This window comes from Bradyrhizobium sp. CSS354 (assembly GCF_029051725.1).
GTDB lineage: Bacteria > Pseudomonadota > Alphaproteobacteria > Rhizobiales > Xanthobacteraceae > Bradyrhizobium.
The window spans coordinates 75,614-96,221 of record NZ_JAACFU010000005.1 but is presented as its reverse complement, the minus strand read 5'-3'; the positions used below and the strand labels follow the sequence as shown (position 1 = coordinate 96,221).

At 62.5% G+C, this 20,608-nt stretch carries 23 protein-coding genes and 2 pseudogenes; 11 read left to right on the top strand and 14 right to left on the bottom strand.

Annotated features, from left to right (window positions below; all coding sequences use genetic code 11):
• On the top strand, positions 1-993 hold the full coding sequence (locus tag GWG67_RS13410; protein WP_275169801.1) for a 3-hydroxybutyryl-CoA dehydrogenase: 993 nt from the start codon (positions 1-3) through the stop codon (positions 991-993).
• Here the strand turns inward: GWG67_RS13410 and GWG67_RS13405 are convergent.
• The 6 genes from GWG67_RS13405 to GWG67_RS13380 all read right to left on the bottom strand — a co-directional run bounded on the left by GWG67_RS13405 (position 990) and on the right by GWG67_RS13380 (position 7,344).
• The gene (locus tag GWG67_RS13405; protein ID WP_275169800.1) at positions 990-2,036 is read right to left on the bottom strand and encodes a peptidase M29; all 1,047 of its coding nucleotides are present in this window, start codon (positions 2,034-2,036) and stop codon (positions 990-992) included. The genes GWG67_RS13410 and GWG67_RS13405 overlap by 4 nt on opposite strands.
• A 37-nt stretch (positions 2,037-2,073) precedes the next feature.
• Positions 2,074-2,841, bottom strand: coding sequence for an ABC transporter permease (locus GWG67_RS13400; RefSeq protein ID WP_275169799.1), 768 nt, complete (start codon positions 2,839-2,841; stop codon positions 2,074-2,076).
• Positions 2,838-3,623 (bottom strand): ABC transporter permease, encoded by a 786-nt coding sequence (locus GWG67_RS13395; RefSeq protein ID WP_275169798.1) that lies wholly within the window; start codon positions 3,621-3,623, stop codon positions 2,838-2,840. The genes GWG67_RS13400 and GWG67_RS13395 overlap by 4 nt, the downstream gene beginning before the upstream one ends.
• Complete coding sequence (locus tag GWG67_RS13390; RefSeq protein WP_275169797.1) at positions 3,620-4,465, bottom strand: ABC transporter ATP-binding protein; 846 nt, start codon at positions 4,463-4,465, stop codon at positions 3,620-3,622. Before GWG67_RS13390 ends, GWG67_RS13395 begins: the two co-directional genes overlap by 4 nt.
• A gap of 122 nt (positions 4,466-4,587) precedes the next feature.
• Positions 4,588-6,282: a dihydroxy-acid dehydratase gene (gene ilvD, locus GWG67_RS13385; protein ID WP_275169796.1), complete on the bottom strand. Its 1,695-nt coding sequence runs from the start codon at positions 6,280-6,282 to the stop codon at positions 4,588-4,590.
• Between the two features lie 78 nt (positions 6,283-6,360).
• Positions 6,361-7,344, bottom strand: coding sequence for an ABC transporter substrate-binding protein (locus GWG67_RS13380; protein WP_275170191.1), 984 nt, complete (start codon positions 7,342-7,344; stop codon positions 6,361-6,363).
• 121 nt (positions 7,345-7,465) lie between these two features.
• Here GWG67_RS13380 and GWG67_RS13375 point away from each other — a divergent pair, with 121 nt between their 5' ends.
• Positions 7,466-8,437, top strand: a complete 972-nt coding sequence (locus GWG67_RS13375; protein ID WP_275170190.1) for an NAD(P)-dependent oxidoreductase — start codon at positions 7,466-7,468, stop codon at positions 8,435-8,437.
• Between the two features lie 16 nt (positions 8,438-8,453).
• Here GWG67_RS13375 and GWG67_RS13370 read toward each other — a convergent pair whose 3' ends face one another.
• From GWG67_RS13370 to GWG67_RS13350, 5 genes are all read right to left on the bottom strand, one after another.
• Complete coding sequence (locus tag GWG67_RS13370) at positions 8,454-9,008, bottom strand: flavin reductase family protein (RefSeq protein ID WP_275169795.1); 555 nt, start codon at positions 9,006-9,008, stop codon at positions 8,454-8,456.
• Positions 9,009-9,017: 9 nt separating this feature from the next.
• Entirely contained in the window at positions 9,018-10,247 is a 1,230-nt protein-coding gene (locus GWG67_RS13365; protein WP_275169794.1) for an acyl-CoA dehydrogenase family protein, read from the bottom strand.
• 175 nt (positions 10,248-10,422) lie between these two features.
• Positions 10,423-11,691: a CaiB/BaiF CoA-transferase family protein gene (locus GWG67_RS13360; RefSeq protein WP_275169793.1), complete on the bottom strand. Its 1,269-nt coding sequence runs from the start codon at positions 11,689-11,691 to the stop codon at positions 10,423-10,425.
• Between the two features lie 237 nt (positions 11,692-11,928).
• Positions 11,929-12,357 carry a GNAT family N-acetyltransferase gene (locus GWG67_RS13355; RefSeq protein ID WP_275169792.1) on the bottom strand — a complete coding sequence of 143 codons (429 nt, stop codon included), beginning with the start codon at positions 12,355-12,357 and terminating at the stop codon, positions 11,929-11,931.
• A gap of 62 nt (positions 12,358-12,419) precedes the next feature.
• Positions 12,420-12,719, bottom strand: coding sequence for a hypothetical protein (locus GWG67_RS13350; protein WP_275169791.1), 300 nt, complete (start codon positions 12,717-12,719; stop codon positions 12,420-12,422).
• A gap of 493 nt (positions 12,720-13,212) precedes the next feature.
• Here GWG67_RS13350 and GWG67_RS13345 point away from each other — a divergent pair, with 493 nt between their 5' ends.
• The 4 genes and pseudogenes from GWG67_RS13345 to GWG67_RS13330 all read left to right on the top strand — a co-directional run.
• Positions 13,213-13,413 carry a hypothetical protein gene (locus GWG67_RS13345; RefSeq protein ID WP_275169790.1) on the top strand — a complete coding sequence of 67 codons (201 nt, stop codon included), beginning with the start codon at positions 13,213-13,215 and terminating at the stop codon, positions 13,411-13,413.
• A 108-nt stretch (positions 13,414-13,521) separates the two neighbouring features.
• Positions 13,522-13,866: a response regulator gene (locus GWG67_RS13340; protein WP_275169789.1), complete on the top strand. Its 345-nt coding sequence runs from the start codon at positions 13,522-13,524 to the stop codon at positions 13,864-13,866.
• Positions 13,867-14,124: 258 nt separating this feature from the next.
• Positions 14,125-15,675: an FAD-dependent monooxygenase gene (locus GWG67_RS13335; RefSeq protein WP_275169788.1), complete on the top strand. Its 1,551-nt coding sequence runs from the start codon at positions 14,125-14,127 to the stop codon at positions 15,673-15,675.
• A 3-nt stretch (positions 15,676-15,678) separates the two neighbouring features.
• Positions 15,679-15,900, top strand: a pseudogene (locus tag GWG67_RS13330) (hypothetical protein); the annotation flags it as partial.
• Here GWG67_RS13330 and GWG67_RS13325 read toward each other — a convergent pair.
• A complete protein-coding gene (locus tag GWG67_RS13325) occupies positions 15,901-16,677 on the bottom strand; it encodes a DUF4261 domain-containing protein (RefSeq protein WP_275169786.1) in 777 nt (258 codons plus the stop codon).
• Between the two features lie 135 nt (positions 16,678-16,812).
• Between GWG67_RS13325 and GWG67_RS13320 the strand changes: the two are divergent.
• The 3 genes and pseudogenes from GWG67_RS13320 to GWG67_RS13310 all read left to right on the top strand — a co-directional run.
• Positions 16,813-17,082 (top strand): annotated as a pseudogene (locus tag GWG67_RS13320) (type II toxin-antitoxin system HicB family antitoxin); the annotation flags it as partial.
• Between the two features lie 184 nt (positions 17,083-17,266).
• Positions 17,267-17,467, top strand: a complete 201-nt coding sequence (locus GWG67_RS13315) for a hypothetical protein (protein WP_275169785.1) — start codon at positions 17,267-17,269, stop codon at positions 17,465-17,467.
• Entirely contained in the window at positions 17,464-17,670 is a 207-nt protein-coding gene (locus tag GWG67_RS13310; protein WP_275169784.1) for a hypothetical protein, read from the top strand. Before GWG67_RS13315 ends, GWG67_RS13310 begins: the two co-directional genes overlap by 4 nt.
• Here the strand turns inward: GWG67_RS13310 and GWG67_RS13305 are convergent.
• A complete protein-coding gene (locus GWG67_RS13305; RefSeq protein WP_275169783.1) occupies positions 17,664-17,933 on the bottom strand; it encodes a hypothetical protein in 270 nt (89 codons plus the stop codon). The genes GWG67_RS13310 and GWG67_RS13305 overlap by 7 nt on opposite strands.
• A gap of 330 nt (positions 17,934-18,263) precedes the next feature.
• Here GWG67_RS13305 and GWG67_RS13300 point away from each other — a divergent pair, with 330 nt between their 5' ends.
• Complete coding sequence (locus GWG67_RS13300) at positions 18,264-18,821, top strand: hypothetical protein (protein WP_275169782.1); 558 nt, start codon at positions 18,264-18,266, stop codon at positions 18,819-18,821.
• 115 nt (positions 18,822-18,936) lie between these two features.
• Here GWG67_RS13300 and GWG67_RS13295 read toward each other — a convergent pair whose 3' ends face one another.
• Positions 18,937-19,185 carry a hypothetical protein gene (locus GWG67_RS13295; RefSeq protein WP_007612758.1) on the bottom strand — a complete coding sequence of 83 codons (249 nt, stop codon included), beginning with the start codon at positions 19,183-19,185 and terminating at the stop codon, positions 18,937-18,939.
• A 634-nt stretch (positions 19,186-19,819) separates the two neighbouring features.
• Between GWG67_RS13295 and GWG67_RS13290 the strand changes: the two genes are divergently transcribed.
• Positions 19,820-20,590, top strand: a complete 771-nt coding sequence (locus tag GWG67_RS13290; RefSeq protein ID WP_275169781.1) for an EAL domain-containing protein — start codon at positions 19,820-19,822, stop codon at positions 20,588-20,590.
• Positions 20,591-20,608: the final 18 nt, after the last annotated feature.

Here is a 20,608-nt window from a genome sequence, read left to right as displayed (position 1 = left end):
ATGACCAGCCGAGCCATCATTGCCTGTCTCGGGGCCGGCCGCATGGGGCGCGGCATCGCCGTCGCGTTTGCCTACGCGGGGCATACGGTCACGATGATCGACATCAAGGCCCGTTCAGTGGAAGATTTCGCCAGGCTGGAGGCAGATGCGCTCGGCGAAGTCAGGACGACCTTTGCCAGCCTGTCGAAGCTGGGGCTACTGACCGAGACGGATGTCGATCCGCTGATCGCACGGGTCTCGGTGGTGCCGGCCAGCCAGAGCGGTGCGGCACTGTCCAATGTTGGAATAGTCTTTGAAGGGGTTCCCGAAGTCGTCGAGCTCAAGCGAGATGTGCTGGGGGCGGCCTCAAAACAAGTCGGCCCCGATACGATCATCGCATCGACGACCTCGACCATTCTTGTCGACGATCTCTCGGGCGCGATCGTGAACCCTCGCCGCTTCCTCAACGTGCACTGGCTCAATCCGGCCTATCTGATTCCGCTGGTCGAGGTTTCGCCCGGTAAGGCCACCGATCCCGCTGTCATCGACGAGGTCAAGGCGCTGCTCGAAGGCATCGGCAAGGTGCCGGTGGTCTGCGCGGCGACGCCCGGCTTCATCGTTCCGCGCATCCAGGCGCTGGCGATGAACGAGGCCGCGCGCATGGTCGAGGAAGGCGTCGCCAGCGCAGAAGACATTGACAAGGCGATCCGGTACGGCTTCGGCTTCCGTTACGCCGTGCTTGGGCTGCTCGAATTCATCGACTGGGGCGGCGGAGACATCCTCTATTACGCGAGCCGTTATCTCGAAGGCGCACTCGGCAGCGACCGCTATCGTGCGCCGGAGGTCATTTCGCGGAACATGCACGAGGGCCGGATCGGCCTGCGAACGGGCGCAGGCTTTCTCGATTATTCAGGCATGGACGTCGACGCTTATCGGGCAAAACGGCTTCAGGCCATGGTCGACCTGCTCCGGCACTTTGACCTTGCGAGGCCACCGGTGCTCGATCGGAACTAGCCGAAGACGTCCTGCAGCACCCCTTCACGCACCACCGCGACACCGTCGAGCTCGATCGTCGTCCCCATCATCGGCAGATCGAAATGGCCCGCCGTGTAACGGCCGGCGAATTCGTTGGCACCGGTCGAGAACAGGAAGTTGCCGGAGACGGCACGAATTTCCGTGCCGTTGGTGTCGCGCTGATCATACATCGACAGCGCCTCGTAGCGCGCGGCCGGATTCATGCCGAAGCCGACATGCGATACCGCATAGGCTTCCCGATCGCCCCAGGCGGCAAGATAGGCACGCATCATTGCGGCATCGGTGCCCTCGCCTTCCAGCTCGACGACATAATCGTCCTTCAGCGTCATCTTCACCGGCGATGTCAGGTAGCGCTTGAACGTGAGATTGATGTCGCCGGGCGCCATCACCAGCGTGCCATTGATCGTTCCGCTCTTGGGGAAGCTGACAACGATGCCGCCGGGCCAATGCGCCAGCGTACCGGGCTTGTCCGTCCAGCCCCACACGCCGACCGTGGACGCGCCGACCATATCGACGTCGAGCGCCGTGCCGGCCTTTGACGTCACCCGCATCCGCTTGGTCCCGCGCAGCATCTTCGCCGCTGCGCGAACGCGCTTCTCGAGCGCCAGATCCGGCACCATTCGCTCCAGAGCCTCGGGATGCTCGTTGGAGATCACGAGGATACGCGCGCCCGCCTTAAGGATCTCTGGTGTCTCGACCGCATGCATCAGGCCCTCGATGGTGCAATCCACCACGAAGCCGGCCTGTTGAAGCGCAGTGATGACCGGACCGAGCCGCTGGATCGCGTCGCTTGCACCTGTCGAGCGAACCGGAACGATATTCCGGTTACGCGGGGTCGGCATGACCACGTGAAACGATCGCGCGCCCATCCGCAGCAGCGCGAGCTCCGCCAGATGAACATTCAACGCACGTGACTGGGTTTCCGAGAGGATCGCCGCGGTATCGCCGGCCTTGACGGCGCATCGCTCAAAAATCTCGCAAAATGCGTCGATCCATTTTGCCTCGATGCGATCAGCCAGCATGGTCTACTCCCCGGTCTTCCTGTTTCTTCTTCGTCGTTCATGCTTCGGGGAACCCCCGCAGCAGGTACGCGCGCACTGCCCCGAGCAGGCCATTCAGGATCAGGCCCAGCAGCGAGATCGTGATCAGCGGAACGAACATATCGACGGCCTGAAAAGTCCGGGCCGCCGTCACGAGGACATGTCCGAGCCCGTCGCTCGACGTGATCATCTCCGCCAGAAACACCACGATGCAGGAAATGACAAGGCCGATCCGGCAACCGGTCAGGATCGACGGCATCGCCGCCGGCAGCACCACCTTGAACAGGATCTCATATCGCGGCGTTCCCGCCGCCATGGCCGACCAGATCAGTTTCTGCTCCACCGTCGACGCGCCGTAATAGGTAGACAACAGAATGGGAAAGAGTGCATCCGCCGCCACCAGCGTGATCTTCGATCCATGCCCGAAGCCAAGCAGCAGCAGCAATGCTGGATAGAGCGCGACCTTAGGCAAGGGCGCGAGTACGCGAACGATCGGCCGGACCACGGCGTTGATAGCCGGACTGGCGGCGGCGGCGATGCCGATGCTGACACCGAGCACGACCGCAATCGCGAAGCCGGCAAACAACCGGATCAGGGTCGCCGCAATCTCCTGCTGGAACGTCCACGTCACGAGTTGCTGAAGCAACCGAACGAAGACGTATCCCGGCGGCGGCAGCAACACTGCAGGCGCGAAGCCAAATGACACAAGGCCTTGCCACAGAGCGATCACCAGCACGATCGGCCCGAGCCCGAGGATAATGCTGGTGGAGCGAAGCTGTGGCATCATGAGAAGCTCAGCGGCATGTCGAACTGCGGTTCGGACCAGCGCACCAGCCTTGCGCGGACCCGCTCGAAGATCGCATCGAGGCAGATTCCCATCGCGCCGACGATGATGATCATCGCAAAGACGGTATCGTATTGGCCCATGTCGAGTGCGTTGAACAAGATGTTGCCGGCGCCGGACTGACGGGCGATCATCTCGCTGGTAATCATCGTGATCAGCGCCAGCACGAGTCCAGTGCGGCAACCGGTCAGAATTTCCGGAAGCGCCGCCGGCAGTACGATCCGGACCAGCCGTTGCGCAGGCGAAAGCCCCATCGCCGCGCCCGACCACAGCATCTTCTCCTCCACCGCCTTGGCGCCTTCGAAGCTGTGATAGATTACGGGCAGGCTGACGCCGAGAAAGATCACCAGCGTCTTCGTGACGTCGCCGACGCCCAGCCACAGCATGATGATCGGCATCAAGGCTGCCTTCGGGACCGGGTAGATCACCATCAGGAGCGGATTGAAGAAGGCCGCGACGGCCCGGCTGCGGCCCATCAACAGGCCGAGCGGGATCGAAACCGATACCGCTATGCCAAATCCGATCGCCATGCGGCGGAGCGAGGCCAGGATGTTGATCAACGATTCCTTGTCGCCAAGAATGTCCGGGATTGCACGGATCGCCTCGATCGCCGTTGGAAAGCTATCATTCTTCAACGCGAGGGACGCCGCCTGCCACATCGCCAGCAATCCGATGCAGGCAAGCACCGGGGCAGCACGTCTCGCCAAGCCGGCGGGCGATATCATGACGGAGACCCGACAGGGTCGGTCTCGTCGAACATCCGCTCGATATCGACAACGTATTTCTGATAGCGAGGGTCGAGCAGCAGCTCGCTGCGTCGGCGCGGCCGCGGCAGATCGATGTCGATGACCTCGCGGATGCGGCCGGGAGACTTCGACATCATCACGACCTTGTCTGACAGGAAAACCGCTTCGTCCACCGAATGCGTGACGAACAACACCGTCTTGCGATCACGCTCCCAGATATTCAACAGATCGTTCTGCAGGCGCGTTCGCGTGTGAGCATCGAGCGCGCCGAACGGCTCGTCCATCAACAGAACCTCAGGATGGTAAGCCAACGTTCGAGCCAGTGCCACGCGCTGCTTCATGCCGCCGGACAGCTCCTTGGGATAGAAATTCTCGTAGCCCTTGAGCCCGACCATCTCGATCAAGGCCCGGCTCTGTGCTTCCGCCTCGGTGGTGCGCACGCCCTGCTGGCGAGGGCCATACATCACATTGCCCAGCACGGTCTTCCACGGAAACAACGCGAACTCCTGGAACACCGGACCGCGATCCGGCCCTGGTCCCATGATCGTCCGTCCCCTGATCTTCGCTGAGCCGCTGGTCGGGCTGACAAAGCCGCCGACGACGTAAAGCAATGTCGACTTGCCGCAGCCGGACGGACCAAGGATGGAGACGAAGGCTCCCTCGTCGATCGCCAGCGAGATGTCCGACAGCGCCACATGATCCTTGCGCGCCGAGGTCTGAAATACCTGCGAGACGCTCTCGATCTCGATGATTGCAGAAGCCGGTTTTTGCGGCGTCACCGGTCTCACCCATTCGCTCGATCTCGAAGGCACTACCTTCATCCCGTCTCACTTCATTCGCGCGCGAACCTTGCGCAACAGATTAGCTGAATGTCCTCCGTCAGCGGCACCAGCTTAGCAAGAAACTTGCCAGACCACGGGCTGTTTTCGGCAAGTGCGCCGCGTCATCCGAACCAGGGCCATTCTGCGGGGCCCTCATGCGTGACGGCTCCGCCCGGTGCCTGGCCAACCAATCGCGCATATTTGGCGAGGGCGCCGGCACGATGACGAGGCGGACGCGGCTTCCAATCGCGTCGGCGAGCAGTGAGTTCCTCCTCGTCGACCAGCATATCCATCCGCCGGTTCGCGGCATCGATCCGGATCCTGTCGCCATCGCGTACCAGCGCCAGGGGACCGCCGACGAAGGCCTCGGGGGACACATAGCCGATGCACATTCCGCGCGTGGCGCCGGAGAACCGTCCATCCGTGATCAGGGCGACCTTCTCGCCCATGCCCTGTCCATAGATCAGCGCGGTGACGCCGAGCATCTCGCGCATGCCGGGGCCGCCCACCGGCCCCTCGTTGCGGATCACGAGAACCTCGCCCGCCTGATAGGTGCGATCACGAACCGCCGCGACGCAGGCCTCCTCGTCTTCGAAAACGCGCGCCACGCCTTCAAAGAACTGGCTCTTCAGACCCGCGACCTTGATGACCGCGCCGTCGGGACAGAGGTTTCCCTTCAGCACCGCGACGCCGCCATCTGGCATGATCGGCGCGCGAGCCGCGTAAACGACCTCTCCGTCAGGTGCATTGGCGGCGCCATATTCTTCGGCAAGTGTACGGCCTGTGACAGACAAGCAGCTGCCATCAATATGCCCGCTCTGGATTAGCTCCCGGATCACCACGGCGGCGCCGCCGATATCGTAGACATCCTTTGCCGTATATTTGCCTCCCGGCCGCAGATTTCCGATCAAGGGCGTCCTGGCAAAAACCTCGCCGACATCATCGATCGTGAATGCGATCCCGGCCTCGTTCGCGATCGCCGGCAGATGCAGGGCAGCATTGGTCGAACCGCCCGTGGCAGCCACGATCGCCGCCCCGTTTTCCAGGGATTTCCGCGTCACGATGTCGCGCGGCAAAGGCCCGCCGCGCTCCAGCATCTCCATGATGAGGCGCCCGGCTCGCCTGGATATCTGCGCGCGCTCGGCATAGACACCCGGCACCATCGACACGTTGGGAATGGTGAGGCCCATCGCCTCCGAGACCATTCCCATGGTGTTGGCAGTGAATTGGCCGGCGCACGCACCGATGGTCGGCAGGCAGGCCCGCTCGATCCGCTCGAGCGTGGCGCCATCGATCTCTCCCGTCATGAAGCTGCCGACAGCCTCATAGGAGTCGAGCACGGTCAGGGTCCGCCCGTCTGCGCGGCCCGGTAGCGAACTGCCGCCATAGATGAAAATGGCTGGCACGTTACACCGGACCATGCCCATCATCACGCCGGGAAGCGTCTTGTCGCATCCGCCGTAACCGATCAATGCATCGTAGGCGAGCCCATGGACGACGGCTTCGATCGAGTCGGCAATCAGCTCCCGCGAAAACAGGGAGAACTTCATCCCCTCATGATTCATGCTGATACCGTCGGAAACCGATACGGTCGAAAACTCGCGCGGCGTGCCGCCAGCCTCTTCGATTCCGGTCTTGGCCGCTGCGACCTGGAAGTCGTGCGTCATGTTGCAGGGCGTCTGTTCGCCCTTCATGCTGACGACGCCGACCATCGGCTTGGCAATCGCAGCGTCGTCGAGCCCCATGGCGCGCATAAACGCACGGTGCGGAGCTCGGTCGAGACCATCCGTCGTGATCCTAGATCGGAGCTTCTTCATACGTGCATCTTCTTCATGCAACGTCCCGGATCATCCTGGACGCCGCATCCTTCCCGCTCGGTTCATTCGTCCGATCGCCTATTGCAGCGGAGCGACGATCGCCGAATGCTTGAATTGCGCGACATCCAATTTTGGCAGCATCCCTGTCTCGGCGTAGATGTCCAGCATCTTCTGGATCGCGGGGAAATTCGGTGCCGCGCCCGGATCGCGGCCGAAATCATTGTCCTTGAGCAGATAGGTCTCGAGAACCGGAATAGGTGCCTTCAGGACTTCGTTGACGACCTTCAACGCCTCTTCGCGGTTGGCCAGCGCTTTCTTCATGCCAGAGGTAATGTCACGCACGTAAGCCTTGACCAGTTCCGGGTTCTTGTCGACGAAATCGGCACGGCAGGCTTCCAGGATGTGCACGATGTTCGGCATCGCCTGCGACAGCGAGAACAGTTTGCGCGTGCCGCCCTTTGCCTCCGCGCGCGCGGCAAACGGCTGGTTCATGTTGACCGCATCGACGCGGCCCTGCCGCAACGCATCCTCAGAGACGGCAAAGCCGACCTCGACCAGCTTGATGTCCTTGGCCGGATCGATGCCATTCTGCTTCAGCAACAGATTGAACGGGCCCTGGGTGCCGCCGCCGATCACGGAGATCCCGACCGTCTTGCCTTTGAGATCGGCGATCGTCTTGATCGGGGAGTCGTCCATGACAGCCCAATAGACCGAGAAACCGCCGGCCTTCTCGAAGACATGCTGCGCCACGATGTAGGCCTTGAGGTTGCCGCCAACCACGCCGTTGGCGAGCGACAGCGGCGCCTGGGTCGCGCAATCCAGCGCGCCCGCCGCCAACGCCTGCGTCATCGGAGCGGTGCCCTGAAACTGGGTCCATTCGATGTTGTAGGCCTTGCCGATATTGGGAAACTCAGCCGGCCGGCGCATCATCCAGTATTTGGATTCCTCGGCCGGAATCGTCCAGCCGACGCGAATTGTCTGCTGCGCCCATGACGAGCCTGCGCTCGCGCTCACGGCCGCTGCCGCCCCCAAAGCCAGGATCCACTTCGAAACGGTTCGCATCATGCCCACTCCGCTGCCCAGGCGCCGACCGGCGCCATCCAACCCGACCGCGCCAAATGTTTCATGGTTCAAACAATCAAGCAAGCCATGCAGGCCGGGCGCTTTCGTCGTGGAATACGCCATGTATGGTAGTGCAGCGTCGCGGAGCGACAGATGGAGACAATCTATGGCTGAGGGGAGAAAGAGAAACCCGCAAGGCGTCGAGCGGCTCGGCTATATCGGCCTTGGATTGATGGGGACCCCGATGACCCGGCGGCTGCTCAAGGCCGGCCATCAGGTCACTGTCTGGAACCGTTCGGAAGGGAAGATGGCCGCGCTCGTCGAGGCTGGTGCCAGGCGCGCAGCCACCCCCCGTGACTTGATGGAGAGCTCGGACATCGTCTTCATGTGCGTGACGGATGCGGCTGCCGTGGAAGAGGTGATCTTCGGGGCCGAGGGCATCTCAACTGCGCCCGGCGCAGGTAAGCTCGTGGTCGACTTCTCGTCCATCCATCCTGATGCCGCACGGGATCTTGCAACACGATTGTTAGCCGCGAACGGCGCGGGCTGGATCGATGCGCCGGTCTCCGGCGGTACCAAGGGCGCCGAGGAAGGCACGCTTGCCATCATGGCCGGCGGAAAATCCAGCGATATCGAGCGGGTCCGCCCCTACGTGCTGGCTATGGCACGCAGGCTCACCCACATGGGCCCGACCGGCGCCGGCCAGACCACAAAGCTATGCAACCAGGTGATCGTCGGATGCGCGATGGCTGTTCTTGCGGAGGCAACACGCCTTGCCGTGAACGCCGGAATCGATGCCAACCGCTTGCCCGAAGCACTCGCCGGCGGCTTCGCAGACTCCATTCCGTTGCAGCTGTTCGTGCCGCGGATGGTCCAGGGCATTCATTCACCCCCGCTAGGTCACATTGCCACAATGCTCAAGGACCTCGATACGGTCGCCGACGTCGCGCAGACGACGTCGACGCCGGTGCCCATGGCCTCTCTCGCAGGACAACTTTTCAGGCTCGCCAAAGCCGCGCGCGGCGCGGACGCGGATGCGCTCGAAATCTACAAGCTTTCGGCAGGGTGCGCTGAACCGACGACCGCAAGCTGAAGCACACGTCGAGTGACTACTTGCGCTCATCGTCGGCGAGAAATCGGCCAAACGCACCCCGCGCGAAGAGCAGCGGTTCCTTCGCATTGTAAGTATAGGCCTCGACCGCACCGAGAAAGATCACGTGGTCGCCGCCGTAATAGCGATTGACCGAGCGGCATTGAAAATTGGCGACGCTCTCAGCGAGCACCGGCGCGTTGCCGAGGCCCGGCGTCCAGTCGACACCGGTGAACTTGTCATCAGACGATTTGGCGAATTTGCTCGCAAGCGCCTGTTGCGAAACACCAAGAACGTTGACCGTGAAATGACTGGCGTTCTGGAAGATGGTTAGACTAGAGGAATAGACGACCAGGCTCCAAAGAACCAGCGGAGGATTCAGCGAGACCGAGGCGAACGAATTGCACGTCAGGCCATAGGGCTTGCCGTCAGGAGCAGCGGCTGTGATGATCGTCACCCCTGTGGCGTAGGTGCCAAGCGCGCTGCGAAAATCGCGGGGATCGATCGCTGAATTGTCGCTCGCGAACTCGTTGGCCGGATCGGGAACGGCAGGCTGCTTCGGCAGATCATTCATCGGCCGGCCTCACAGCGTGAGATTCTCAGACGGCAGGCCCAGCGCCACGCGTCCATAATTGGTCCCGGCTGCATCGAAATTAAACGCGAGATGCGAATTGATCGCGTGCGCATCGCGGAATTGCCGCTGCAACGCGCCCGTAGTGAACAGGCCCCGTGCTCCGCTCGCGGCAAACAGCATCGACACCGCATCCGTGCAGAAGTTTACTGAAAAGGCGCCGTCGCGCCGATATCTGGTCTTGGTCGCCATATCAGGGATATGACCCTGCCTTGCATCCTCCATGGCATTCAGACAGGCCGAGCGCATGATCAGGCGGGCAGCGTCGATCTTCGCCGAGGCCTCGGCGATCTTGATCTGGGTGCTTTGAAAGTCGCTCAGCTTGGCGTGGTTGTAGGTGGAAATGCGATGACGGACGACCTCCGCATAATCGTTGAGACACGCCTGCGCGTTTCCCAGCGCGACGCCTGAGAGGACGTAGGGAAACAGCGAGAACACCGGGAGCGCATACAGCGGGTTGGGATTGAGTTTGCTTCCCGGAGTCGGCCCACCGTCAAGATCGCCGACCGCGACCGTCATGTCGTCGGGCACGAAAGCGTCCCTGACCTCCACGTCGCAAGACCCTGTCCCGCGCAGCCCCGCGACATTCCAGGTGTCGAGGACTTTGTAGTCGGCTTTCGGGAGCAGAAATATCCGATACTCGATGCCGTCTGCCTCATCGTCGGAGTAGACCACGCTTGCAAGCATGTTCCATGCGCAAGAGGCGACGCCCGAGGAGAACGGCCAGCTGCCATGGAGCCGGTATCCGCCCTCGACTCTCGTGGCACGCCCGGCGGGAAAAATGAACGAGGACGCGATCAGCGCGTCCGGATCACGACTCCAGACCAGATCCTGCGCCGTCGGCTCGAACATGCCGAGCATCCAGTGATGGCTCGCCAGATTGGCCAGATTCCACGCCACCGACGCGTCTGCTTGTCCGAGCAGGTCCGCGCAATCGATCAAGGCGACATAATCGAGTTCTGCGCCGCCAATGCGCTTCGGCTGAAGCATCCGGAACAGGCCGGCGTCGTGCAGATCCTTCTCGGTTTCCGGCGGCAGATGCCGCAACTCTTCCGTTCGCGCCGCCCGCTCTCGCAGCCGCGGCAGAAGGGCCCGGGCCTTTGCGACCATTGCCGCATGGGCAGGTTCATCGGATTGCGCCGCCGCGGGCCGGCCCACGCTCGGCTCTTGACCAGGCGCCATTCGTATCCCTCGCTTTCACGCATTTATGCGGCGAGACCTTTGCCAAATCAAGCCGAGGCAGCGCTGTCCGGGTATGGTCGCCCTGAACCCGGCTGCCCGGGAAGGGCGATGCCGCGAAGGTGGCATCGCCAAGCCGATCCGCAAGAGGCCTGGCCTGCAGGACTTAACCCCTCGCTCAGCCCGACGGCGAGGGTTTGCCCGAGCCGAACACGCCTTTTTGGGTGAACTGCGATATCCGGCGCTCGTCGTAACCGAGCGTATCACGCAAGACCTGCTCCGTGTGCTCGCCCAGCAACGGAGCAGCCACAGGATCAATCGGGCCGGTCAAGCTCATGGCAATCGGCGGCTCGATGTTCGGGACCCACTCCGCCGTACGATGTGGAATCCGGTTCAAGCGATGGCGCTCTCGCGCCTCCGGTGCATTGAATCCCTCCTCGACAGTCCGGAGATAGCCGACCGGGATATTGGCCAGCTTCATCTTGGTCATCCAGTTCTCGAGGGTGTCGCTCGCAAAGACCTCCGCAATGGCCGCTCGCAAGAGCTCCTTGTGCTCGGAGCGGGCTTTGCGCGTCGCAAACTGCGGATCAGTGATGAGATCAGGCCTGTTCAGCACCTCGACGACCAATCTGCGATAGAGCCGGTCATTGGCACACGCGATGTAGAGCGGCCCATCGGAGGCCTCGTAAACGCCGACGGTGGGAGACCCGCTCGGTGAATTACCGAACCGCCCAGGGTTCTCGCCGTTGATCAGATAAGCCATGCCATAGAAGCCGGTCATGCCCATCGCGACGTCGAACAGGGCGACCTCGACATGCTGACCGCGACCGAGCCGATCCCGAGCCAACAGCGCCATCAGGATGGCGTTGCAGGCAGACATCCCCGTCGCCATGTCCACGATGGGCGGGCCGGTGCGAACCGCCGGGCCATCGGCAAATCCGTTGAGCGACATGAAGCCGCTTTCCGCTTGCGTGATCGGATCAAAGCCGGGACGCGAGGCAAATGGTCCGGTGCGCCCGTAGGCGGAGATCGAGCAATAGACCAGCCGCGGATTGAGCGGCGCAACAGTTTCATAGTCCAGGCCAAATTTCTTCATGACCCCGCTGGAAAAGTTCTCGACGACCACGTCGGCCTTGCGAATCAAATCCAGCGCGATCTCACGAGCCTCCGGCACGGTAAGGTCGAGCGCGATGCCGCGCTTGTTGCGATTCAGGCTGAGATAGGCAGCACTCTCTCCGCCGATCTCGGCATGTTCATACGCACGCGTGTCATCGCCCCCGTCTGGATTTTCGATCTTGATGACGTGCGCACCGAAATCAGCAAGCGTCTGCGTACAGGCCGGGCCAGCAACCACACGCGTGAAATCGACGACCAGCAGACCATCGAGCGCGGTAGGCGCGCCCGTCGCCCGCGACGAACGTTCCGGCAATTGAGGCTTGGTGGGCATCGACGGCGCTCCCTTACATCGGCTTATGGTTGCCGAATTTCCCGCAGGAGCAAACTTAAAGCCCGGCACCGCTGACTTCGCAAGTCCTTCGCCCGCATCGCTTCAATACGCAAAAAGGGACCGGCAGCTGTCAAGCTGCCGGGCCCTTGGACGTTCCGTGTTGCGCTCCATCTCGCGCGAACCATTTTCCGTTGCGGGAATCGCGTTCCGCACCACGGGAAACCTGGCTCCATTCGCTCAGCGAAGCCGCTTTCGCCAGTAAAGCGTGTGCGCCCAAGCCCAGGGCACAAGGGGTTCGAAGAGCCGATAGCCCGCCCGGATGAAATTATTGGCAGACACCGGATTGTCCGTCGTATCCGAGACGATGCTGTCCCATCCAATACGCCGTCCTCTCGCCTCGATCACCCGCATCAGCCTGCACTGGAGGTCACGTCCCCAGTGCCGCTGCAACACACCGACCCTGTAGAAATAGCCGCCATTTCGAATGTGCGTTGACGGTACGACACCTGCGAATGCTACCGGCTCACCGCCGTGGTAGGCAAGCCACCACGCCCCTAACTCGAATTGTGGCAAGGCAGCCGCATCGAAGAACGTCGACTGATGCCGATCGGCCAATGTGTCGGCGATGTCGTCATCGGATGCATCGACAATGCGAATTCTGTACATGAGACGGTCCATTGGCGAAGGACGACGGGAGTGGAATGCAGCAATGTCGTCGCGGCTAAGGCTCACTTGCCGAGCACGACCTTGACGCTTAGCCCGACCACACCCATCAGGCCGGTGGCGATCACCGTAATCACGGCCTTGAGCGTGTAGCTCTGCGCCTGCTCCACGCTCGTTCGCCATCGGCGCAAGTGCTGAAGATCAGCCCTCAGCTCCTTTCGGTCGTCATCTTCGATTCCGAAAGACGCCAGCACCGATGCCACCGTCCTCAATACGATGGCATCGATACTCGCCTGCTGAAGCCTGTGTTGCTCGGCCAGCGTCTCGGCAACGATCGCCCTGATTTCGTCATCTGGCATCTTCACCGCTGGATGATCCCCGCAACATTCTCAAAAGCCGCCCTTGGCGAAGTAGAAGGAGACAAGAGATTGGCTGTGATCGCCGCAAATCCAGCGAGAGCGCCCGCGGAACCAAAGCCGAGGACCCGGCCCAGACCAGGAAGCTTGCCAGGTAGAGCGCGACGCAATAGCCCGTCAATTTGTCTCGCTCCACCAGTGCCGATCTCCGCTCCCGGAGACCGCAGCGGCGCGAGCGAAGAGCCCGGCGCCGCGGGCCGGCTCGCTTCGGCGTGCAGGGCCAGCAATGGTACGGACGGCGGCGCGCCGATCGGCGCTCCAGGTTTGACCGGATGCGCGACCACAGTCGCTCTCGACATCGAGACGAAAAAACCCGCGGCGGATGCTTTCCGCGCGGGTCAACCAAACTCGTTTCGATGATGGCATTATGCCGGTGTTTTGCCCGACGTGTCAAACGAACGAATTCGCGCAGGCTGCGTTAGGCGATCAGGAGAGCCGGCAGATGACGCTCAAGACGAATTCACAAAACACATCGCGAAATCTTCCAGGACGAAAGCCGCGTGTCGACAAGGACCGCGACACGCAAGAGACCATCGTTGAAGACGCCGGCGTTACGGAGGACAGCGACCGCGATCTCGTGCATGGCGAGGGCGGCACCATCGACCTTCCCACCAGGCCCGGCGATTTGTCGAAGGACGATTAGGCTGCTTCGCGAGCGGCGCGACGCGTAAAACATCGCTCATTCGACCACGCCGTGCCGGAACTTACGCCAAGGCGGCCGCGTTCTTTCCTTCAGGAGGAACATTGTGCGATGAGCCATACCGTACTGGTTGTTGACGACGATCCCGGCGTGCTCGACGTCATCGTCGACATGCTGGAAGATCTCGGTTGCGAAGTCATCAGCGCCCGGAGCGGCCCGGATGCGCTCGACCGGCTCAGGCAGAACCAGAACATTTCCATCCTCATCACCGACATCAACATGCCTGGGATGGACGGTTATGAACTGGCAGAGTTGGCCAGACGACGCCGCCCGGAACTGAAGATCCTGCAATTGTCGGGACGTGAGCCCCGGCGCGACGGCCTTCCCATGATCAGAAAGCCGTTCTCGTTCGAGGAACTCGCCAGCACCATGCAGCGGACCACCGGCATCTGCTGAAGGCCGCAAGCCCAAAACGTCGGAAAGCGCAAGAACCCAAACAAAACCCGCGGCGGATCGCCTCCGCGCGGGTTGAACCAAACTCTTTTCGATGATGGCATCATGCCGGTGTTTTGCCCGACGTGTCAACGCGGCGAACGCGGACAAAGGATTGCCTCTCCCACTCAGATATGTGGTGTGCAACGGGCTTGCTTCAAGCCCCCGACCCTGCCGTAGAACCCTCGACCCGAACACCATCCAAACCCGAGGGGTCATCCCATGCCTGTACTGCTTCCGACGTCCCGGACGCGCGGTCACGCCAAAGCGGCCGGCGCCCGCCACGCGCAAGATCACGCAAAAGATCACGCACAAGACCATGCCGTGGTGATCGCCGGCGGCGGCCCGACCGGCTTGATGCTGGCCGCGGAGCTCGCGCTCGCGCATGTCGACGTCGCCGTGGTCGAACGGCGCGCCCATCAGGAACTGGTCGGTACGCGCGCCGGCGGCTTGCACGCACGCAGCATCGAGATCCTCGACCAGCGTGGCGTCGCGGATCGTTTCATGCGTGAAGGGCAGATCACCCAGCTCGCGGGCTTCGCCTGGACCAGGCTCGACATCAGCGACCTCCCCACCCGGCACGCTTACGGGCTGGCACTGCGGCAGAGCCACATTGAGCGCATCCTGGCCGACTGGGTCAGCGAGCTCGCGGTGCCGATCTATCGAAGCCGCGAGGTGACGGGTTTCGCGCAGGACGAGACCGGCATCGACGTGACGCTCTCCGGCGGCGAGACCTTGCGCGCAAACTATCTGGTCGGCTGCGACGGTGGCCGCAGCCTGGTGCGCAAGGCCGCGGGCGTCGATTTCGCGGGCACAGATCCGACGCTGAGCAACCTCATGGCCGAAGTCGAGATGCGCGACGAGCCGGCATGGGGCCTGCGCCACGACGCGCTCGGCTTTCACGGCCTCAGCAAGACCGAGAGCGGGCGCGTGCTGGTGGTCGTGACGGAAGCGACCCTCGATCGCACCGGCGCGCCCGGCCCTCGCGATCTCAGCGACGCCCTCGTCGCCGTTTACGGCACCGACTTCGGCCTCCACAACCCGTCCTGGATCTCCCGCTTCACCGATGCGGCACGGCAGGCGGGGTCCTATCGCAGCGGTCGCGTGTTGCTCGCCGGCGATGCCGCGCATATCCATCACTCCGTCGGCGGACAAGGCCTCAACATTGGCGTGCAGGACGCCGTCAATCTCGGCTGGAAGCTCGCGCGAGTGGTCAAGGGCCTGTCGCCCGAAACCCTGCTCGACACCTACCACGCCGAGCGACATCCCGTCGGCGCGCGGACCTTGCGCAACACCATGGCGCAAATCGCCCTGCTCCGCCGCGGCGAGGACGGCCTCAAGGCCGCGCGCGAAATCGTCTCCGAACTGCTCGCGATGGACGCGCCGCGCCAACGTTTTGGCGCGATGATGAGCGGGCTCGACGTGCACTACGATCTCGGCCAAGGACACGCGCTGCTCGGGCGCCGCATGCCCGATCTCGATCTAACGGTCGACGGGCGTCCGCTGCGACTGTTCACGCTGCTGCACGGCGCGCGCGGCTTGCTGCTCGATTTTGGCAAGGCCGGCAACATCGACATGACGCCCTGGGCAGATCGCATCGATCTCGTCGAAGCGGACTATCACGGTGCATGGGAGCTCCCGTCCATTGGACAGGTCGCTGCGCCCAAAGCCGTGCTGGTACGCCCCGACGGGCATGTGGCGTGGGTGGGAGACGAGAGCCAAGACGGACTGGCGGACGCGATGACGAGGTGGTTCGGACCGGCTTCAGACTAGTTTCCGAATGCTGTCGTGGAGCCGATACATCCAAAGGCAATGCCGGTGATCCTGACCACAGCGGCAGAGCGAGAGGTTTGGCTGAGGGCGCCGTGGGATGAAGCCAAGGCACTGCAACGGCCGCTGCCGGACGAAAGCTTGAAGATTGTTGCGCGCGGCATCGAGAAGGAAGATGTATTCACCGCTGCTACAGTCCTATGTTCGGGCGAGCCGGGCCAACGCTGATTATGCCGAACCATCGGTACAGAAAAGAACGGGCAAGCCTTCAATTCGATCGGAGTCCTTGTAACGAGCCGAGAAGCGCTCGCGCGAATCGCGACCAAATGTATCGCCGTCTTTGACCACAAGCCCGTGCTCAACCAGATAGACGGCAAGACCGTCCACCTTGTTGATCAGCGTTGGGAGTGTCAGCTTTTGGGTCTCGAACTCGATTTCACGCTCAGCAAATGCTGACAGCCCCATCGTTACTGCTCCGATGCCTGTCTTTGATCGGAACGGTAATATGTCCACCCACAGCGAGGAAGGATAGTCCGGATACGGCGCAAACGATTGGCTGGACATGTCCAACCATAGATCGGCGGAACGTGCGACCTTGCCATTCCATACAACAGCGCAACATTCCGGCACCGTCGCGATCAATGCGCCGATGACAGCGGTCGTCAGACGAGCGGCGGGCAGCGGCCGCTGGTTTTGACCAAGCACCGAGACGATCAGATGCCCACGGTGCCGCGCCGCGACCGTCTTAGCCTGCGGCCATGTCGTGGAGGCGCGCGACCACAAGCCGGGATCGTCAGGAATGGGCGCCGGCATCGACATGACGGCAACAAACTCGTTGCCACAGCGAATGAGCGGCGAGTTTGCCTGAGGCGGTTGCGCGTCTCCGTTCTCCGCAACGTGAGTTGCCAGCTCCGGATGTCGCGCGCGAAGGGCCTTGGCAACCGCCGACATGTCCGGCGTCACAGGATTATCCAATAAGACCAGAGAGAGAATCGAGTTACTCATCGACCGCCCCGCAGAAATGCGGTGAGCCCGACGCGCGGAAAGGAAGATGTAGCATCGTCATCCTGAACGGGATATTCCTGTTGGGACCCTGAAGAGCATTGAGAAGCCGTCCGCCTGACAGTTGAGGTAAGAGCCATGCGTAACTATATTGGTCTTATCCATAAGGATGCCGATAGCCATTTCGGCGTTTCATTTCCGGATTTCCCCGGCGTCGTTACTGCCGGCACCACCCTGGATGACGCTCGTAGTATGGCGGATGAGGCCCTGGCTCTCCACATCGAGGGTATGACAGAGGATGGCAAAGCCATCCCCGAACCCTCTGCCCTCGAAGAGGTCATGTCAGATCGGAACAACCGTACCGGCGTTGCCATCCAAGTGAACATTGAAATCCCCCGCACCGCAAAATGAGTAAATTCCGCAAAACCGGCCACCGGCACGCCCGAAAGATTCTTCTCAACAAACTAGCAAATGACAAAGACGGTTCGAAACCGGCGGCCTAGGCTTGATCCATCACCGCGCCTCACTCGGCATCGATCGGCAACGACAACGCCGGGGTTGCGCTCCCGCCTGCTCGCACGATGGACATGCCATGCAGAAGCGCCGACGTTTCAAGCAGACCACGACACTCACCGAACGGCTCGCCGAGGAGGCCGCACGGCTTCGCGAGGAAGCGCGCACGCTCGCGCCGGGGCGCCGCCGCGAGATGCTGCTGCGCAAGGCGCGGCAGGACGAGACCGCCATGCACATCGACGCCTGGCTGCAATCGCCAGGGCTGAGGGCACCGTCATGATGCAGCAATATCGCGCCTACCTCGTCGGCGACAACGGCGTGTTCCGCTCCGCCGAAGCGTTCGAGGCCGCGTCGGACGCGAACGCCCTCACCTTCGCGCAGCAGTTCACGCGGCACGGCAAGGTCGAGGTTTGGCAGCTCGGCCGCAAGATCGCCGTGCTCGAGCCCGAGTCATCCGCGCCGGAATTCCTCACGCGTCAATGATCGCGTGATGTCGCGGGCGTCCTGAAGGTCTCGAACGCGAACGAGAACTTGACCTGCATCACGGGACCTTGGGCATCGCGAACGTCGATCGCCATGGTCTGCCTGCCGCCCGCAGCAGGCGCGGAGAGGATGGCATCGCGCGCCATGTCCGCGACCGACTTGGCGGCCTCCGCCTGAACGGCGCGCGAGCTGGCCAGCTCCAGCCCTTCCTCGTCGAGCGCTACACCGGTGTCGTCGCGCAGGTCGAAATAATATCGGGGCATTCGCAGTATCCTTTGCCGGTATAGGTCCGAAACGGCCAAAGGGTTTCGAGCGGCTCGAAAAAAACTGTTGGAATCAATAGGTTCCGGGAACTCTACTTTTCCGTTTTGGCGGTGCTGCGCCTGCCCTAGGCCTGTGTGCGCCCGGTGCCAGCCTCGAATCCCATCGGCGAACAAGCGCCGGCCGCCGCGTCTCGCCCGTCATGTCTCATTCCATCGAAGGAGGATTTCGCCCGCTGTGTGCGCGGCATCACGGAAGCGCGCGCCAGGTCGGCCTATCACTCATCCCACGACGACGGCTTGGAACAAAACAAACAACCAGACAGGTGGACCATGACGAAGACCTTGATGATCACGAAGATGGCGGCAGCGATCGTGTTGGCCAGTGTTGCGGCAGGCGTTGCGAGCAGCTCGGCGCAGGCCGGCTGGGGCCAGAATGGACAGTATGGCAACACGCCGCAGGCCCACCCTCAATTCGGTCCCCATTTCAACGGCTATGGCGGCAACGGCGGCCAGCGCCCGGTCGTCTATCCCGGCCCCCGGCCGATGCCCCAGGTCAATGTCTATCCGCGGCCCGCGCCGCCGGTCTATATCCCGCCGCAGGTCGTGGTCCGGCCGGTGCAGTATCCGGTTGTCGTGAACAGGCCGGTGTACGTTCCGACGCCGCAGGTGGTGGAAAAGACGGTCGTCGTGCAGCGCCCCGCCGTGGTTGCGGCACCGGTCGCGGCGGCTGCGCCCGCCCCGGTGGTCAACAACAACTGCAACTGCCTCGTGAAGGAATATCCTCAGGCCGGTGTCGTGGTGTTCAGGGATATCTGCACCAAGGAAAGTGCGACCTACACCAACCTGCCGCAGCAGACCACGCAGGCCGTGCTGCCGCCGACCCAGTAATCGCGCGGAAGCCCGCGCGCTGGATACGATGACAAATCGAACGCGGCAGCATCGCCTGCCGCGTTCGTGTTTCGGGGGTGAAAGCGACAAGGGCGCACCGACATTCGGCGCACCCTCACTCCTCCGCAAGCTTCCCGACGATATAGGCATCCACCGTTTCGGCGAACGAGCGCTGGACACCGACCGCGGTCCCATGCTGGTCGAGCGCATCGCGCTGGAGCACGCGCAGGCCGCGGCCGCGCATGCAGGCCGGGGCCGTGTTCAGATATTGATCGATGGCGCCCTTTGCGAGCGGGATGGCCTTCGGGTCACCCCTTGCGATCAGAAGCCGCAAGAGGCTCTGGCATTCGGCCAAACCTGGCATGGGATCAGCGCCTCACGCCTGCCGCGATTTCGCCGGCCGCTTGACCGGCTGGGTGTGGGTGCCGAACAGCGCCAGCAAAAACGCAACTTCTTCCTTCGAACCAACCTGGATCATGATGATCTCCTTTTCGCTAGGTTGGTCTGGCACAGCCGGCGGGGCGTTCGAGACAATCTGGTTTCAGCACTGTTTCAGGCGTGTTTCGTCGGGGCGCGCCATGGCGGGCCAGCAAATTAGGAACTGCTTTTGGGATGAAGAAGTTATTCGAGCGTCGGTCCGGATGCACGACCGACACCTCCCAACGGCCTCAGCTCGCCCCCCGGGCTGGGGCCGTTTCTCCGCCCGCGCAAATTCAACCCGAGCGCGCCTGGTTCTGGTCTCGGCTGGGTTTCTCCCAGGACAGCTTGTTGCAGCCGGAGCACCGAAAGATGGCAATCGCCCCCTCGGGTGAGCTGACCGCATCGATGAATGTCATGGGCTTGTTGCACGCGGCACACATCGGCCGCAGCCTGGTATCTCGGTTTGCCATGCGCGCAAACGCGGCACAGCGGAATAGGTTTCTATTGCTTTTCGCTGTTCTTTAACGCCTGCGACCTAATTTTTCCCGCGGCGTTTGAGAGGGCGTGGGGTTCGCGTGATGGCTGTGAAGTGTGCGGGATGTGCCGACGGGACCGAGCTCCCGTTCCAGTTCAAGATGGCGTTTCAGCCGATCGTCAACGTCGTCGAACACCGCATCTGGGGCTATGAGGCCCTGGTGCGCGGTCCGAACGGCGAAAGCGCGCACAGCGTCCTCAGCCAGCTCACCCCCAATCAGCTCTACCGCTTCGACCAGGCCGCACGCGTGCTGGCGATCGAAACCGCAGGCGCGCTGTTCGACGACCCCGAGGCGCGGCTCTCGATCAACTTCCTGCCGAATGCGGTGTACGAGCCGCGCGCTTGCATCCAGAAATCGCTGGAGGCCGCGCGCCGCGCGAGCTTTCCGACATCGAATTTGATGTTCGAGTTCACCGAGAACGAGCGGATCGCCGATCCCGCGCATATCGAAAACATCGTCCGCACCTACAAGGCATTCGGGTTCTGGACCGCACTGGACGATTTCGGCGCGGGCTATGCCGGCCTCAGCCTGCTGGCCCGGTTGCAGCCGAACCTGATCAAGATCGACATGGAGCTGGTGAGAGACATCCAGCTTAGCCACCCCAAGCAGGTGATCGTTTCCGCGGTGGCCGCGATCGCGCGCGAGCTCGACATCACCGTGCTGGCCGAAGGCGTCGAGAGCGAGGCCGAGCTCACTTCCTTGCGGGCCGCCGGCATCGCGCTGTTCCAGGGTTACTATTTCGCAAAACCGGGGTTCATGTCGCTGCCGCAGGTCCGCGGATTTCAGCAGATGGATGTCGCCGTCGCCGGCTGACGAAAGCCGCAAGTTGCT